This window comes from uncultured Amnibacterium sp., from assembly GCF_964244015.1.
Classification (GTDB): domain Bacteria; phylum Actinomycetota; class Actinomycetes; order Actinomycetales; family Microbacteriaceae; genus Amnibacterium.
This window is the reverse complement of sequence record NZ_CAXTHO010000003.1, coordinates 1-15,767: the sequence shown is the minus strand read 5'-3', so window position 1 is coordinate 15,767 and position 15,767 is coordinate 1. Positions and strand designations below refer to the sequence as shown.

The window sequence follows — 15,767 nt, the reverse complement described above, 5'->3', positions numbered from 1 at the left end:
GCCGCGCGGCCAGTCCACCCCTGAGAGAAGAGGGACCCGGATGCCACTTTCCGAGCAGGAGCAGCGCCTCCTCGACGAGATGGAGCGCAGCCTCTACCACGGCGACGCCGATTTCGTCGCGTCCGTCGGCCGGGCCCAGGGGCGGATCAGCTACGGCGCCGTCGTGGGCGGCGTGCTGCTGGTCGCCGCCGGCATGGCCGTCATCATCCTCGGGGTGCTGGGCCACAGCTGGCCGATCGGCGCGCTGGGATTCGTGGCGATGTTCGCCGGCGTGCTGATCGCCATCGGCGTCCGGACCCGACGAGGGCCGGCCGGGTTCCCCTCCGCGCCCGGCGCGCGTCCCTCCGGCTTCATGGACCGGCTCTCGCAGCGCTGGGAGCGCCGCCGCCAGCCCTGATCTTCTCCCGACTCGACAGAACGCCCCGTGGCTCCGGCCACGGGGCGTTCTGTCGTTCCCGGGGAGCGCCGTGAGGACGAATCCGAATCGGAGTGGTCTGAGTGGAGGAGAGTGGAGTAAAGTGGGGCACGCCAGCGTCGCTGGTCACGCAGATGGCGAGGGGTCGGTGCCGTGTTCCTCGGTACCTACTCACCGCGTCTCGACGAGAAGGGGCGGATCATCCTTCCTGCCAGGTTCGCGGACGACCTCGCCGACGGCGTGGTCATCACCCGTGGGCAGGAGCGGTGCCTCTACGTGTACGCGCGCGACGAGTTCGACCGCGTGCACGAGAAGATCCGCCAGGCGCCCGTCACGAGTCGCGACGCGAGGAACTACCTCCGGGTGTTCCTCTCCGGCGCGCACGACGAGACGCCGGACAAGCAGCGCCGGGTGACGATCCCGCCCGCCCTCCGCACGTACGCGGGCCTCGAGCGCGAGCTCGCGGTCCTCGGCGTCGGCGACCGGGTCGAGATCTGGGACGCCGCCGCATGGGAGCGGCACCTGGCCGAGACCGAGGACGCGTTCGCGTCCGTCGAGGGCGAGGTGGTCCCCGGGATCCTCTAGCCCGTGCCTCCCGAGTCCCAGCCGTGACGGGATCCCTGACACACTTCCCCGGTGCCAGGTCGCCCGTCCGTCCGCCCCTGTCACACTTCCCCGGTGCCAGGTCCGGTCCACGGATGGGTATCGGGATGAACGGTCCGGAGGATCCCGGAGGCCACGCCTCCACTCCGCTCCACGTCCCCGTCCTGCTCGAGACGACGCTGGCGCTGCTGGCGCCCGCGCTCGACCGGGAGACGCCGACCGTCGTGGTCGATGCGACGCTCGGGCTCGGCGGCCACGCGGAGGTGCTGCTGACGCGCTTCCCGCGCACGACCCTCGTCGGCGTCGACCGGGACCCGGACGCCCTCCGGCTCGCCGGTACGCGGCTCGCGCGGTTCGGCGGCCGCTTCCAGCCGGCCCACGCGGTCTACGACGCGATCCCGGAGGTGCTCGACGACCTCGACGTGGATTCCGTCGACGGCGTCCTCTTCGATCTCGGCGTCTCGTCGATGCAGCTCGACCAGGACGACCGGGGCTTCAGCTACGCCCGCGACGTGCCGCTGGACATGCGGATGGACCCGGGGGAGACCCGCACGGCGGCGGCGATCGTCAACGAGTACGACCCGAAGGCGCTGTCCAGGATCTTCCGGATCTACGGCGAGGAGCGGCTCGCCGACCGCTACGCGCGGGCGATCGCAGCGGCGCGGGAGGCCACCCCAATCCGGGGTTCGGCCGAGCTGGTGGCCGTGCTGGAGCGCGCGACGCCCGCCGCGCTGAAAGGTCGCGGCCACGTGGGCAAACGCGTGTTCCAAGCGCTGCGGATCGAGGTCAACCGCGAACTCGAGGTGCTCGAGCGGGCGGTTCCGAGGGCCCTCGACCGGATATCCACCGGTGGCCGGATCGTGCTGCTGTCCTACCATTCCCTCGAGGACCGGATCGTCAAACGGGCGCTCGCCGCCCGGACCGTCTCGACCGCCCCGCGAGGGCTCCCGATCGAGACCGACGACACGGCTCCCACCTTCACGATGCTGACTCGGGGTGCACCCAAGGCGGCGGAGGCGGAGGTGGAACGGAACCCGAGGGCCGCATCCGTGCGGCTCCGGGCGGCGGAGCGGATCCGGGGGGATCACCGCACCGCCTGAGACATGGATGTCACACAGTTGGGGGACTGTTCGTCTTGAGCACCGCATACGCATTCGATCCCGTCCGCCGGCCGCTGCCGGCCCGTCCCGTCGAGGCCGCTCCGGTCGTCGACACCACAGCCGCCGTCGCTCCTCGCCCGGCCGCGCTCGCCCGACCGAAGGTGCTCGCCGGGGCCGCGGTGCTCGGCGGCGTCGTCTGCGTCGTCGCGGCGCAGCTGCTGCTGTCGATCGGCACCGCGAACGGCGCCTACCGGCTCGCTTCGCTGCAGCAGCAGTCCGACCTCCTCTCCCGCCAGCAGCAGGTGCAGGCGGAGACGCTGCGGGCCATGGCCGCGCCGCAGCACCTCGCGGCCCGCGCCGCGGCGCTCGGCATGGTGCCCGACGACTCGCCCGCCTACCTCGACGCCCGCACCGGCGCGGTCCTGGGCAGCACCTCGGCGGCCGCCGGTCAGGCATCGGAGCCCGGCGGCATCGTCGGCTGACCCGCCTGCGGGGCTTCTGCGGTGATTGCCGACTGGTGCGGGAGCGATCACCACCGCACCAGTCGGAATCGACCGCACCAAGCCGCCGCGGGAGGGTGACGAAGGCGCCGACCGCGGCGCGCGCCTCCGCCGCCCGCCGCTCGACCTCACCTAGGTTCACCGGGCCGGGGAACCCATCCCGGCGGATGGAGGGGCGGATGCGCGAGCACCGGCGTCGGGCGCGATGGCGGCCCGCGTTCGTGCTGCTGACGGTCCTGCTGCTCGCTGGAGTGTTCCTCGTGCGTCTCACCGACGTGCAGGTCGTGCAGGCCGATGCGCTGCGGACCGCCTCCAAGGACCGGCGCAGCGTCACGAGCGTGCTGCCGGGTCCGCGCGGCGACATCGTCGATGCGCGCGGCACCGTGCTGGCGACGACCGTCACGCGCTACACGGTCACCGCGGTGCCGTGGATCGCCGCGAAGGCCGGCCACGTCGCCCGCGACGCCGGACGCATCGCGACCGCGCTCGGGGTGGACCAGGCCACCGTGCAGGCGGCGCTCACCGCCGACCCGAAGTCGAGCTACGCGCTGCTCGCGAAGCAGATCTCCTTCTCCCGGCTCGAGAAGGTGCAGGCGCTCGACCTCGGCTGGCTCTACTACCAGGCCGTCTCGAAGCGCACCTACCCGGCCGGCGCCGTCGCCGGGAACCTGCTCGGCTTCGTCGGGGCGGACCAGACCGCGCTCGCCGGGGTCGAGCGCGCCGAGAACACCTGCCTCGCCGGCACGGACGGCGAGTCCATCGCCGAGCGGGGGCTGGACGGCCCCCCGATCCCCGGCTCGGAGACCGTCGTCACGGCGGCGAAGCCGGGCGGCACGATCCGGCTCACGATCGACCGCGACCTCCAGTACTACACGCAGCAGGTGCTGGCCCAGCGGGCGAGGCAGACCGGCGCCGCCTGGGGATCCGTGGTGGTGGAGGAGGTGAGGACGGGCAAGCTGCTCGCCGTCGCGGACTGGCCGACGGTCGACCCGAACACCCCCTCGAAGACCGCGGACACCGATGCGTCCGCACTCGGGTCGCGGTCGTTCACCGCGCCCTACGAACCCGGCTCGACCATGAAGGCGGTCACCGCCTCGATGCTGCTCGACTCGGGCGCGGCGATGCCCGCGACCCAGGTCGTCGCCCCCTACCGCCTGATGACCGCCGACGGCGCCGACATCAACGACAGCGAGATGCACGGGAACGAGCACCTCACCCTGACCGGCGTGCTCGTGCAGTCGAGCAACACCGGCATCTCGCAGCTCGGCGCCAGGATCTCCGACGCCACGCGCCTCGCCTACCTGAAGGCGTACGGGTTCGGTGCGCCGACGGCGGTCGGCTTCGGTGCGGAGGCGGGCGGCTCCTTCGGCTCCGACGCGCCCGACTGGGACCCGCAGACGCGCTACGCGACGATGTTCGGCCAGGGCCTGACCGTGTCGGCCGTGCAGATGGCGAGCGCCTACCAGACAATCGCGAACGGCGGCCTGCGCCTCCCGGTCCGCCTCGTCGACTCCTGCACGACGGCGGGCGGCGCGGTCACGGCGCCGGCGAACGGCACGGCGAAGCGGGTCATCTCGACCACCGCGGCCGGCAGCACGGTGCGCATGCTCGAGAACGTCGCGACGAAGGGCTGGCTGCGGGCCGACGTCGCCATCCCCGGGTACCGGGTCGCGACCAAGACCGGCACGGCGCAGGAGGTGGACTCCTCCGGCGGCTACTCGAAGGACTACCTCGTGTCGATGGCGGGCATCGCCCCGGCGGACGACCCGACGTACGTCGTCTACGTCGCGCTGTCCCAGCCGACGAAGCTGAACACGTCCCAGGCGACCGCGCCGATCTGGCAGAAGGTCATGGCCAGGGCGCTGCAGGCCGGTGGAGTGGTGCCCTCCGGCACGACCTCCCCGGACCTCCCGACCTCGTGGTGACCGAAGCGTCGCAGCAGGCATCCTCTACGCTGGGCCACCGGATGCGGGACGTGCGGGAGGTGGCCGGGGTGCAGACGGCGAACTCGGCGGCAGGCAGTCCCCTCCGGTGATCGCGCTCATGCTCGACGAGATCGCGACCGCCGTGCAGGGCGTCGTGCACCCGTCCTCCGCCGGTGCCGCGGTCGTCGACGGACCGGTGGACACCGACTCCCGCGAGGTCACCCCCGGCGGGGTGTTCGTCGCGCGCGTCGGCGAGACGATGGACGGGCACGACTTCGCGGCGTCCGCGCTCGAGCGGGGCGCCGCGCTGCTGATCGTCGAGCGCCCGCTCGACCTCGACGTGCCGCAGGTCGTCGTCGCCGACGCGACCGTCGCCCTCGCCGCGCTGGCGAAGACGGTCGTGGCGCGGGTTCGGGAGGCGGGCCGGCTGCGCGTCGTCGGCATCACCGGCTCCAACGGCAAGACCACGACGAAGAACCTACTGCGCGAGATCCTCGGCCGGGTCGGCCCGACCGTCGCGTCGCACGCCTCGTTCAACAACGAGGTCGGCGGCCCGATGACGATGCTGCGCGTCACGCACGACACCGAGTTCCTGGTCGCCGAGATGGGCGCCAGCGGGCCCGGAGCGATCGCCCGCCTCGTCGCCCTCGCACCGCCCGACATCGGCGTCGTCCTGAAGGTCGGCCTGGCGCACGCGGCCGGCTTCGGCAGCATCGAGGGCACCGCGCTCGCGAAGTCCGAGATGGTCACCGGGCTCGGCGAGCACGACGTGGCCGTGCTGAACCGCGACGACCCGCGCGTGGCGGCGATGGCCGAGCGGACGAGGGCGAGGGTCGCCTGGTTCGGGCTCTCCGCCGACCCCTCCACCGGCGGTACGACCGCCGACGACGTGGAGGCGACGGCCGCGGGCACGACCTTCGACCTCGTGCTGCCGGGCGGCGAGCGCCGACCCGTGGCGTTCCGCGTGCTCGGCGAGCACCATGTCGGCAACGCGATGGCGGCCGCAGCGGTCGCGACGGCGCTCGGCGTCGACGCGGACACGATCGTCACGGGGCTCGAGGCCGTCACCCGCGCCGAGCGCTGGCGGATGGAGGTCGTCGCCACCGGCCCCGTGACCGTCGTCAACGACGCCTACAACGCGTCGCCCGACTCCATGGCCGCCGCGCTGAAGGCGCTGGTCCAGATCGCGCCGGGCCGCTCCGTCGCCGTGCTCGGCGCGATGACCGAGCTCGGCGAGTCGGCGGGGGAGGAGCACGACCGCGTCGGCCTGCTCGTCGTCCGGCTGAACATCGGCCAGCTGATCGTCGTCGGGCCGGACGCGAAGCGCATCCATCTCGCGGCGACCGCGCAGGGCTCGTGGGATACGGAGAGCATCTACGCCGAGACCCAGGAGGAGGCGGAGGAGCTGCTCGAGCTGGTGGTGCAGCCCGGCGACACCGTGCTGGTCAAGTCCTCCAACTCGGCAGGGCTCCGCCACCTCGGCGACCGGCTCGGCGCCCGCTGGGCCCGGGGCGCCTGATGCAGTCCCTGCTGACCGGCGCGGGCGTCTCGCTGCTCTTCACGCTGTTCCTGACACCGCTGTTCATCCGGCTGTTCCACCGCCTCGGCTGGGGCCAGTTCATCCGCGACGACGGTCCGGTCAGCCACCACTCGAAGCGCGGCACGGCGACGATGGGCGGCGTCGTCTTCATCCTCGCGGCGGTCGTCGGCTACTTCGTCGGCCATCTGAACGACCTGCGGGCGATCACGATCTCGGGTCTGCTGGTGCTGCTGCTGATGGTCGGCCTCGGTATCGTCGGCTTCGTCGACGACTACCTGAAGACCCGGAACCAGCGCAGTCTCGGCCTGGGCGGCTGGGCCAAGATCGCCGGGCAGCTGATCGTCGCGACCGGGTTCGCGCTGCTGGTCCTCCAGTTCCCGAAGACCGCGGTGGGTGCTGGCGGTAAGCAGTACACGACGACCCCGGCGACGACGAACATCTCGATCGTCCGCGACCAGTGGTTCGACGGCTCCGTGCTGAGCTTCACCGCGATCTTCGGCGCGACGATCGGCGTGATCGTGTTCGTCGTCTGGATCTGGCTGATCGTCGCCTCCACCTCGAACGGCGTGAACGTCACCGACGGTCTCGACGGCCTGGCCACCGGGGCGTCGATCTTCGCGATCGGGTCGTACGTGATCATCGGCTTCTGGCAGTTCAACCAGTCCTGCTTCGAGCCGTCGCTCGACGCCGCGAACGTCGCGCTCTGCTACGACGTGCGGGACCCCCTCGACCTCGCGACGGTCGCGGCGTGCGTCACCGGTGCGCTGATCGGGTTCCTCTGGTGGAACACGTCGCCGGCGCAGATCTTCATGGGCGACACGGGCTCGCTCGCACTCGGCGGCGCGCTGGCGGCGCTCGCCGTGCTCTCCCGCACTGAGCTGCTCGTGGTGCTGATCGGCGGCCTGTTCGTGATCGAGCCCGGCTCGGTGATCCTGCAGCGCGCGTACTTCAAGGCGACCAAGGGGAAACGGATCTTCCTGATGAGCCCGGTCCACCACCACTTCGAGCTGAAGGGATGGGCCGAGATCACCGTCGTCGTGCGGTTCTGGATCATCGCCGGCCTGCTGGTGGCGCTCGGCGTCGGGCTCTTCTACCTCGAGTGGCTGACGAGGCGCGGGTGAGCGGCCCGGCGATCCCGCCGCGAGCAAACCGCCCCGACCCGCTGATCGAGGTGCGAGCGCAGCGCTCCCATCCGCTGATCGAGGTGCGAGCGCAGCGCCCTCACCCGCTGATCGAGGTGCGAGCGCAGCGCTCCCATCCGCTGATCGAGGCGCGAGCGCAGCGCTCCCATCCGCTGATCGAGGTGCGAGCGCAGCGCCTCCACCCGCTGATCGAGGTGCGAGCGCAGCGAGCCTCGAGATCACCCCGAGCAGTCTCGAGGCGCGCATGACCGCCGAGCTGAGCACGCTCACCTCCTGGCACGCGGAGGGCTGGCGCGGGCTGAAGGTCGGCGTGCTCGGCGCCGCGGTGGTCGGCTTCGCGGCAGCGGACACCCTCGTCGAGCTCGGCTGCGACGTGCTCGTGGTCGGCGAACGGGTCACGGAGGAGCGCGCGACGCTGCTCGGCGTGATCGGCGCGGCGGTGCGGCAGGGTGACGCGGCGGCGCAGCGCGACGCGCTCGTCGAGTTCGGCCCCGACCTCCTCGTGGTCAGCCCCGGGTTCCACCCCGACGTCCCCGCGCTGGCCTGGGCGGCCGAGGCGGGCGTGCCGGTGCTCGGCGACGTCGAGCTCGCGTGGCGCCTCCGCGACAAGACCGGGGAGCCCGCCGAGTGGATCACCATCACGGGCACCAACGGCAAGACGACGACGACGCAGCTGACGACCGCGATCCTGCTCGAGGACGGCAGGCGAGCGCGCGCCTGCGGCAACATCGGCAGCCCCGTGCTCGACGCGATCCGGGAGCCGGACGGCTGGGATGTGCTCGTCGTCGAGCTGTCCAGCTACCAGCTGCACTGGATGAACGACGTCAGCCCGGCGGCGAGCGTCTGCCTGAACATCGCCGACGACCACCTCGACTGGCACGGTTCGGCCGAGGCGTACCGGGCCGCGAAGGGCCGCGTCTACGAGCGCACCCGGCTCGCCTGCGTCTTCAACGTCGAGGACCCGGTCACCGAGCAGCTGGTCCGCGAGGCCGACGTCGTCGAGGGCTGCCGGGCCATCGGCTTCACCCGCGGCGTCCCGCGCGTCTCCGAGGTCGGGATCGTGGAGGAGGTCCTCGTCGATCGCGCGTTCCTCGAGGAGCGCCGCACCTCCGCGCTCGAGCTCACGACGCTGCACGCGTTGCACGACGCCGGCCTCTCCGCGCCGCACGTCGTCGCGGACGTGCTCGCTGCCGCCGCGCTCGCCCGTGCGGTCGGCGTGGCGCCGCGCGCGATCCGCGACGCGCTCGCGGCGTTCCGGCTCGACGCCCACCGCATCCAGCCGGTGGCGGAGGCGGAGGGCGTGCGGTTCGTCGACGACTCGAAGGCCACCAACCCGCATGCCGCCGCCGCGTCGCTCGGCGCGTTCGAGCGCGTCGTCTGGATCGCGGGCGGCCTGACCAAGGGCGTCGACGTCGCCCCGCTCGTCGTCGCCGCGGTCGCCGCCGACCGCCTCCGCGGCGCCGTGGTGATCGGCCGCGACCCCGCCGCGTTCACCGAGGCGCTGGCCCGACACGCGCCGGGCGTCCCGGTCGCGGTGGTGCCGGACGTGGACACTGACCGGGTGATGCCCCTCGCGGTCGAGGCGGCGCGTGCGCTCGCCTCCGACGGCGACGTCGTGCTGCTCGCGCCCGCAGCGGCCTCGATGGACCAGTTCACCGACTACGCGGACCGGGGCGACCGGTTCGCCGCCGCCGTCCGCGACGCGATCGCCGGAGGCCCGGCACGCACGGAGTGAGATCGATGGACAGCGCGACCCCGACCAGGACCGTCAACCCGGTCGTCCAGCTGCCCGTCGCCCGGCGGTCGAGCGCGCAGCGGGCCGTCCTGCACCGCATCACCCTCCCGTCGCTCGCGGCCGTCGGCGGCGGCGACGCGCTCGCCCTCGGCGCGCTGACGCTGTTCCTCACGGTGTTCGGCCTGGTGATGGTGCTGTCGTCGTCGAGCGTGGAGGCGAGCGTCGCCGGCAATCCCTACGGCGACTTCGCGACCCAGGGGATCGCCGCGTTCGTCGGCGCCGGCGCGATGCTGGCGATCGCCACCCGCCTCCGCACCCAGCTGCTCGCGCGCCTCGCGCCGGCCGCGTTCCTCGCCGCGGTTCTGCTGCAGCTGCTGACGGCGCTGACGCCGCTCGGGACGAACATCGGCGGGAACCAGAACTGGATCCGGATCGCCGGCGTCAGCGTGCAGCCCTCCGAGTTCGTGAAGCTCGGCCTCGTCCTGCTGCTCGCCTCGTTCTTCTCCCGGCGCCCGGGGGAGCGGCTCGGCGTGCGCGGCGTCCTGCCGCCCGTCGTGTTCACAGGCATCGCGATCGGGTCCGTGTACCTCGGGCACGACCTCGGCACCTGCCTGATCCTCGCCCTGATCGGCGGCGGCGGGTTCCTGCTATCGAACGTCCGGCTTCCCGTCCTGCTGGTGCTCGGCGGCGGCGCCGGCGCGCTGCTCTGGGTCTTCTCGCAGGCGAACGGCTCCCGCACCGACCGGCTCGAGGCGTGGCAGAACGGCTGCACGGACCTGCTCGGCGCCTGCTGGCAGACCACGCAGGCCCAGTGGGCGCTCGCGAACGGCGGCCTCACCGGCGTCGGGATCGGCAACTCCGTGTCGAAGTGGTTCTGGCTGCCGGAGGCGGACAACGACTTCATCGCCGCCGTGATCGGCGAGGAGACGGGGCTGATCGGCCTCGCGGTGCTGCTCGGGTGCTTCGTCGCGATGGCGGTGGTGCTGCTGCGGATCGCCACCCGCACGCAGGACCGGTTCACCCGCGCCGCCGCCGGGATGGTGCTCGCCTGGCTGGTCGGTCAGGCGTTCGCGAACATCGCGGTGGTCGTCGGGGTCGCTCCGGTGTTCGGTGTGCCGCTGCCGTTCGTCTCCGCGGGCGGGTCGTCGCTGATCGCGAACCTGGCCGCCGTCGGCTGCATCATGGCGCTCGCCGACCGTCCCGTCGCCGCTGCGCTGCCGCTCGCGCACCCCGAGCATCCGGCCGGCCGCGGACGATCGATGGGCGCCCGATGACGCGCTGGCTGCTGGCGGGCGGCGGCACCGCGGGCCACGTGAACCCGCTGCTCGCGGTCGCCGACGCTCTCGTGCAGGAGGGGGACGAGGCGCTCGTGCTCGGCACGGCGGAGGGGCTGGAGTCCCGCCTCGTGCCCGAGCGCGGCTACGAGCTGCTCGTCATCCCGCGCGTCCCGTTCCCGCGGCGACCGGACCTGGCGGCGCTGCGGTTCCCGCGCGCCGTGACCGGCTCGATCGCGCTGACCGGCCGGTACCTCGCCGAGCGCCGCATCGACGGGGTGATCGGCTTCGGCGGCTACGCGGCTGCGCCCGCCTACCTCGCCGCCCGACGCCGCGGCGTGCCGTTCGCGATCCACGAGCAGAACGCGAAACCCGGCATGGCGAACCGGCTCGGTGCCCGCCTGACCCGGGCGGTCGGCGTGACGTTCCCGGACACGCCGCTGCCGCACGCGACACGCGTCGGCATGCCGCTGCGCCGGGAGATCGCCGGGCTCGATCGCGCGGCGCTCCGCGCGGAGGCGCGCGTCTTCTTCGACCTCGACCCCGCCCGGCCCGTGCTGCTCGTGACGGGCGGCTCGCTCGGTGCGCGACAGCTGAACCGGGCGGTCGTCGCGAACGCGTCGGCGGTGCTCGCGACCGGCTGGCAGGTGCTGCACCTCGCGGGCGGCAGGAACGAGGAGCCGGACCCCGGCCTGGCCGGCTACCGGCTGCTCGACTACTGCGACCGGATGGACCTGGCGCTCGCCGCCGCGGAGCTCGCGGTGTCGCGGGCCGGCGCCTCCACGGTCAGCGAGCTCTCCGCGCTCGGGCTGCCAGCCGTGTACGTGCCGTACGCGGTCGGGAACGGCGAGCAGCGCTTCAACGCCGCGGGCGTGGTGGCGGCGGGGGGCGCGGTGCTGGAGGAGGACGGCACGTTCACGCCGGAGCGGTTCGCCGCCGTGGTCCTGCCGTTGCTCGCGGATCCTGACCGCGTCGCCGCGATGGCCGCGGCGGCCACGGGCGACGGGGTGCGGGACGGCGCGGAGCGGATGACGCGCCTGGCCCGCGCCGGGCTGGCGGGGGCCTCCCGCGTACCCTCGGGCGCATGACGATCACGCCCGATCTGACCGTGCCGATCCCGGACCGGCTCGACCGGGTGCACTTCGTCGGGATCGGCGGCTCCGGCATGAACGGGATCGCGAAGCTCTTCCTCACGCGCGGCGCGACGGTCAGCGGCTCCGACCGGACCCGGAACGCCTACACGGACGCGCTCCGCGATGCCGGCGCGACGGTCTTCATCGGACACGACGCCGGCAACCTCGGCGACGTCGACGCGATCGTGGTCACGAGCGCCCTGTGGCCCGACAACCCCGAGCTGCTGGAGGCCCGCAGGCGCGGTGTGCCGGTGCTGCATCGCTCCCACGCGCTGAAGGCGCTCATCGGTCGCGACCGGCTCGTCGCCGTCGCCGGTGCGCACGGCAAGACGACCACGACCGGGATGCTCGCCGTCGCGCTCGACGCGCTGGGCGCGGACCCGAGCTTCGTCGACGGCGGGACGATCAAGGACTTCGGCACCTCGTCGCGGCTCGGCGGCGGCGACGTGTTCGTCGTCGAGGCCGACGAGTCCGACGGCTCGTTTCTGCTCTACGACACCGCGATCGCCCTCGTGCTGAACGTGGACGCCGACCACCTCGACCACTACGGCACGGAGGAGGCGTTCGACGACGCCTTCGTCGACTTCGGTGCGAAGGCCGCCGAGCTGCTCGTCATCAACGCGGACGACGCCGGAGCGCGACGTGTCCGGTCCAGGATCTCCGGCCGGACGGTGCGGACCTACGGCGAAGCGGCCGACGCCGACGTGCGGGTGTCCGCCATCACCACCGACGGCGCTGCCGGGGGCGTGCTGACCGCCGGCGGCGACTCCGTGAGCATCCGCCTCCGGATCCCCGGCCGGCACAACGTCGTGAACGCCGCGGGCGCGGTCGCGGTGCTGCTCGGTCTCGGCTACGGGCTGCAGGAGGCCGCCGACGCGGTCGCCCGGTTCGGCGGCACCGGTCGGCGCTTCGACCTGCAGGCGCGGGTCGACGGCGTCAGCGTCTACGACGACTACGCGCACCTGCCCGCCGAGGTCGACGCCGCGCTCACCGCCGCCCGCACGGTCGTCGGCGACGGCCGCATCATCGCCGTGCACCAACCGCACCTCTACTCCCGCACGCAGGCGATGGCCGGCCGGTTCGCGGAGGTGCTCGAGCGCACCGCGGACCACACCGTCGTCCTCGACGTCGACGGTGCCAGGGAGGACCCGGTGCCCGGGGTGACCGGGCGGCTGGTCGTCGACCGGTTCGCCGACCCGGCCGCCGTCGACTACGCACCCGACTGGGCGCAGGCGGCCGACCTCGTCGCGCAGCTCGCCCGACCCGGCGACTTCGTCGTCACGCTCGGCTGCGGCTCCGTCTACCGCATCGTGCCGCAGCTGCTCGAGGCGCTCGGCGACAGGGCACCCGTCCGGTGAGCCGGCCGCCCGCCCCTCCCGCGCGGCCGCCGGTGCTGCCGCAGCGGATCGCGCCCGTCCGGCCGCTGCATCCCGACCGTCCGCTGCACACCGATCGGCGCTTCCCCGACCCTCCGCCCGCCCGCGACGACCGCAGGGCGATCCGAGCCGCGGTCCGCGCTCGTCGCCGGATGGAGGCGCGGGAGCGGCGCCGCAGCGGCCTGGCCGGCCGGCCGCGGATCGTGGTCGGCGCGGTGGTCGGCGTCCTCGTGCTGCTGATAGGCGTGCCGCTGCTGCTCGCGTTCGGCCCCGTGTTCCCGGTCAGGACGATCGCGGTGTCCGGCACCTCCGGTGCGCTCGGCGCAGAGGTGCGATCGGCGCTCGCCGGCGAGCTCGGCCGGCCCGTGGCGCTCGTCACCGACCAGGACGTGGCCGCGGCGCTGAGGGCCGTGCCGGCCGTCGAACGCTTCACCCTGGTCCGACGACCGCCGAGCACGCTCGAGGTGGCGATCGTGCCGAGGACCCCCGTCGCACAGCAGCGCACGGGCGACGGCTGGGCGGTGCTCGACGCCGCACGGGTCACCATCGAGGTCGATCCCGCGCGGGCGGCCGGTCTGCCGGTCCTGACGATCCCCTCCGGCACTGCGGCGTCCGGTGAGGTGTACGCGGCCGCCGTCTCCGCGCTGCGCGCGCTCGCCGGCGCGGATCCGGTCGTGACGGCCGTGCGGGCCACGAGCGCCGACGATGTGCAGCTGACGCTCCGCGGCGGCGTCCACGTGCAGTGGGGCGGCGCCGAGGACGGCGCCGCGAAGGCCGAGGCTCTGCGCGCCGCACTGGTCCGAGCCGCCGACGGCGCGACCGTGATCGACGTCTCGTCGCCCGGAGTCGTGCTGACCCGCTGAGTGGACCCGGCGCGTCGAGGGGCTCGGGCGGCGGGCCTGCACCTACCGTCGTGCCCAGCGGAAAACCCTGATGAGCAGGAGTTTCACCTTCAACTTCACGTTGAAGTCGCGCGGCAGACACCCACCCGGAAGGCCCTCGTGACGTCGAACCAGAACTACCTCGCGGTCATCAAGGTCGTCGGCGTCGGCGGCGGCGGTGTGAACGCCGTGAACCGCATGATCGAGCTCGGCCTGCGGGGCGTGGAGTTCGTCGCGATCAACACCGACGCCCAGGCCCTCCTGCTCTCCGACGCCGACGTGAAGCTCGACGTCGGCAGGGAGCTGACCCGCGGCCTCGGTGCCGGAGCGGACCCCGAGGTCGGCCGCCGTGCGGCCGAGGACCACGCGGAGGAGATCGAGGAGGCGCTCGCCGGCGCCGACATGGTCTTCGTGACGGCGGGGGAGGGCGGCGGTACCGGCACCGGCGGCGCCCCGGTCGTCGCCCGCATCGCGAAGTCGATCGGCGCCCTGACCATCGGCGTCGTCACGAAGCCGTTCGCGTTCGAGGGCAAGCGCCGCCTCCAGCAGGCCGAGCGCGGGGTCCAGTCGCTCGCGAACGAGGTCGACACCCTGATCGTCGTCCCGAACGACCGGCTGCTCGAGATCAGCGACCGCGGCATCTCCATCGTCGAGGCGTTCGCCACCGCCGACCAGGTGCTGCTCGCGGGCGTCCAGGGCATCACGGACCTGATCACGACCCCGGGCCTGATCAACCTGGACTTCGCGGACGTGAAGAGCGTCATGCAGGGCGCCGGCAGCGCCCTGATGGGCATCGGCTCGGCCAGGGGAGCCGACCGCGCGATCAAGGCCGCCGAGCTCGCGGTCGCGTCTCCGCTGCTGGAGGCGTCGATCGACGGCGCCCACGGCGTGCTGCTGTCGATCATGGGCGGCTCGAACCTCGGCATCCTCGAGATCAACGACGCGGCCCGGCTGGTGCAGGAGGCGGTGCACCCGGAGGCGAACATCATCTTCGGCGCGGTGATCGACGACACGCTCGGCGACGAGGTGCGCGTCACGGTCATCGCCGCGGGCTTCGACGGCGAGAACTTCCGCGAGAAGCGCGACACCCGCCGCAGCAACTTCGTCGAGACGGCCGCGAAGCCGGCGGTGCACACCGCGACCACGCCGACGGCGACCCAGAAGCCGTCGGGCGGCACGGACCAGAACGCGACCGGCTCGCACGAGTGGCAGCTCGTCGCCGACTCGACCACCCTGACCCAGACGAGCGACCTCGACTACGCGGACGACGACGACGACCTAGACATCCCGGAGTTCCTGCGCTGATCCCGGATCGGCCCAGACCGCCGTCCCCGCCCCGCTGGTCCGGACCCGCTGTTCGCGCCCCGCCGGCCCCGCCCCGCCGGCCCCGCCCCGCCGGCCCCGCCCCGCTGGTCCGGACCCGTTGTGTTCGACCCGCTGTTCTCGACCCGCTGTGCCCGACCCGCTGTTCGCGCCCCGCCAACCCCGCCCCGCCAACCCCGCCCCGCCGTCCCCGACCCCGACCCGTGGACCCCGCCCCGCTGGTCGAGGTGCGAGCGAAGCGAGCCTCGAGACCACCCCGCAGCGGCCACTCCCGCGCGCGTGGTCCGTGCATTGCTTCGCCCGCCTCGCAGCTACCGTCCGCGGCGCGAGGGAAGCCGGGACGGTGGTGACGCGGTGGCCTTCTCGAGAGCAGCTCGCATCATCCGCGTGGTGCGGCACTTGGCGTGCCATGTTCAGGAATCTGTTCGTCGATCAGGACTGATGCCGTATTCGATCCTGATCGACACCCGCGTTCCTGATCACGACACCAGGTGTGCGTCGATCAGGAGATCTGCTGATCCCGGCGTCCGTTCCGGCAGTGTGCGTCCCTTCCGGCAGGTGAATCGGCCCGAAGCCACTGCCGGAACGGACACTCCCTGCCGGAAGGGACGCGCGCCTCCCGGCCCTCTCCCCAGCGCACGGCACCGAGCCACCGGCACCGCCCCACCCGCCGCCGTCCCGGCCTCCCGGCCATCCCGACACCGCACAGGCTCCCGACGCCCCACCCACCCGGCCCCACCCCGGCCCAGCCGCACCGCCAGGACGCCCCGACTACGGTCGACCCCGTGACGGAACTCGCCGACCGCCTCCACGCCGTCCA

General features: G+C 73.3%; 13 protein-coding genes. All 13 read left to right on the top strand.

Annotated features, from left to right (window positions below; all coding sequences use genetic code 11):
* Positions 1–40 precede the first annotated feature (40 nt).
* Entirely contained in the window at positions 41–397 is a 357-nt protein-coding gene (locus ACFE67_RS00760) for a DUF3040 domain-containing protein (RefSeq protein ID WP_375404962.1), read from the top strand.
* A gap of 171 nt (positions 398–568) precedes the next feature.
* Positions 569–1,000 carry a division/cell wall cluster transcriptional repressor MraZ gene (gene mraZ, locus ACFE67_RS00755; protein ID WP_375404961.1) on the top strand — a complete coding sequence of 144 codons (432 nt, stop codon included), beginning with the start codon at positions 569–571 and terminating at the stop codon, positions 998–1,000.
* 125 nt (positions 1,001–1,125) lie between these two features.
* A complete protein-coding gene (gene rsmH, locus ACFE67_RS00750; RefSeq protein ID WP_375404960.1) occupies positions 1,126–2,118 on the top strand; it encodes a 16S rRNA (cytosine(1402)-N(4))-methyltransferase RsmH in 993 nt (330 codons plus the stop codon).
* 35 nt (positions 2,119–2,153) lie between these two features.
* A complete protein-coding gene (locus ACFE67_RS00745; RefSeq protein WP_375404959.1) occupies positions 2,154–2,600 on the top strand; it encodes a hypothetical protein in 447 nt (148 codons plus the stop codon).
* A 197-nt stretch (positions 2,601–2,797) separates the two neighbouring features.
* Positions 2,798–4,543, top strand: coding sequence for a peptidoglycan D,D-transpeptidase FtsI family protein (locus ACFE67_RS00740; protein ID WP_375404958.1), 1,746 nt, complete (start codon positions 2,798–2,800; stop codon positions 4,541–4,543).
* A gap of 106 nt (positions 4,544–4,649) precedes the next feature.
* The gene (gene murF, locus ACFE67_RS00735) at positions 4,650–6,062 is read left to right on the top strand and encodes a UDP-N-acetylmuramoyl-tripeptide--D-alanyl-D-alanine ligase (protein ID WP_375404957.1); all 1,413 of its coding nucleotides are present in this window, start codon (positions 4,650–4,652) and stop codon (positions 6,060–6,062) included.
* Positions 6,062–7,204 carry a phospho-N-acetylmuramoyl-pentapeptide-transferase gene (mraY, locus tag ACFE67_RS00730; RefSeq protein WP_375404956.1) on the top strand — a complete coding sequence of 381 codons (1,143 nt, stop codon included), beginning with the start codon at positions 6,062–6,064 and terminating at the stop codon, positions 7,202–7,204. The genes murF and mraY overlap by 1 nt, the downstream gene beginning before the upstream one ends.
* 265 nt (positions 7,205–7,469) lie before the next feature.
* A complete protein-coding gene (gene murD, locus ACFE67_RS00725) occupies positions 7,470–8,960 on the top strand; it encodes a UDP-N-acetylmuramoyl-L-alanine--D-glutamate ligase (protein ID WP_375404955.1) in 1,491 nt (496 codons plus the stop codon).
* Between the two features lie 5 nt (positions 8,961–8,965).
* Positions 8,966–10,234 (top strand): FtsW/RodA/SpoVE family cell cycle protein, encoded by a 1,269-nt coding sequence (locus ACFE67_RS00720; RefSeq protein WP_375404954.1) that lies wholly within the window; start codon positions 8,966–8,968, stop codon positions 10,232–10,234.
* Complete coding sequence (locus ACFE67_RS00715) at positions 10,231–11,322, top strand: glycosyltransferase (RefSeq protein ID WP_375404953.1); 1,092 nt, start codon at positions 10,231–10,233, stop codon at positions 11,320–11,322. The genes ACFE67_RS00720 and ACFE67_RS00715 overlap by 4 nt, the downstream gene beginning before the upstream one ends.
* The gene (murC, locus tag ACFE67_RS00710) at positions 11,319–12,725 is read left to right on the top strand and encodes a UDP-N-acetylmuramate--L-alanine ligase (RefSeq protein ID WP_375404952.1); all 1,407 of its coding nucleotides are present in this window, start codon (positions 11,319–11,321) and stop codon (positions 12,723–12,725) included. The genes ACFE67_RS00715 and murC overlap by 4 nt, the downstream gene beginning before the upstream one ends.
* On the top strand, positions 12,722–13,606 hold the full coding sequence (locus ACFE67_RS00705; protein ID WP_375404951.1) for a cell division protein FtsQ/DivIB: 885 nt from the start codon (positions 12,722–12,724) through the stop codon (positions 13,604–13,606). The genes murC and ACFE67_RS00705 overlap by 4 nt, the downstream gene beginning before the upstream one ends.
* A 138-nt stretch (positions 13,607–13,744) precedes the next feature.
* Positions 13,745–14,929, top strand: a complete 1,185-nt coding sequence (ftsZ, locus tag ACFE67_RS00700; protein ID WP_375404950.1) for a cell division protein FtsZ — start codon at positions 13,745–13,747, stop codon at positions 14,927–14,929.
* Positions 14,930–15,767 lie beyond the last annotated feature (838 nt).

Excerpts from the sequence above, each read along its gene's own strand:
- ACFE67_RS00760 (WP_375404962.1), top strand. The coding sequence starts at position 41 with ATGCCACTTTCCGAGCAGGAGCAGCGCCTCCTCGACGAGATGGAGCGC.
- rsmH (WP_375404960.1), top strand. The coding sequence starts at position 1,126 with ATGAACGGTCCGGAGGATCCCGGAGGCCACGCCTCCACTCCGCTCCAC.
- ACFE67_RS00740 (WP_375404958.1), top strand. The coding sequence starts at position 2,798 with ATGCGCGAGCACCGGCGTCGGGCGCGATGGCGGCCCGCGTTCGTGCTG.
- mraY (WP_375404956.1), top strand. The coding sequence starts at position 6,062 with ATGCAGTCCCTGCTGACCGGCGCGGGCGTCTCGCTGCTCTTCACGCTG.
- murD (WP_375404955.1), top strand. The coding sequence starts at position 7,470 with ATGACCGCCGAGCTGAGCACGCTCACCTCCTGGCACGCGGAGGGCTGG.
- ACFE67_RS00720 (WP_375404954.1), top strand. The coding sequence starts at position 8,966 with ATGGACAGCGCGACCCCGACCAGGACCGTCAACCCGGTCGTCCAGCTG.
- ACFE67_RS00715 (WP_375404953.1), top strand. The coding sequence starts at position 10,231 with ATGACGCGCTGGCTGCTGGCGGGCGGCGGCACCGCGGGCCACGTGAAC.
- murC (WP_375404952.1), top strand. The coding sequence starts at position 11,319 with ATGACGATCACGCCCGATCTGACCGTGCCGATCCCGGACCGGCTCGAC.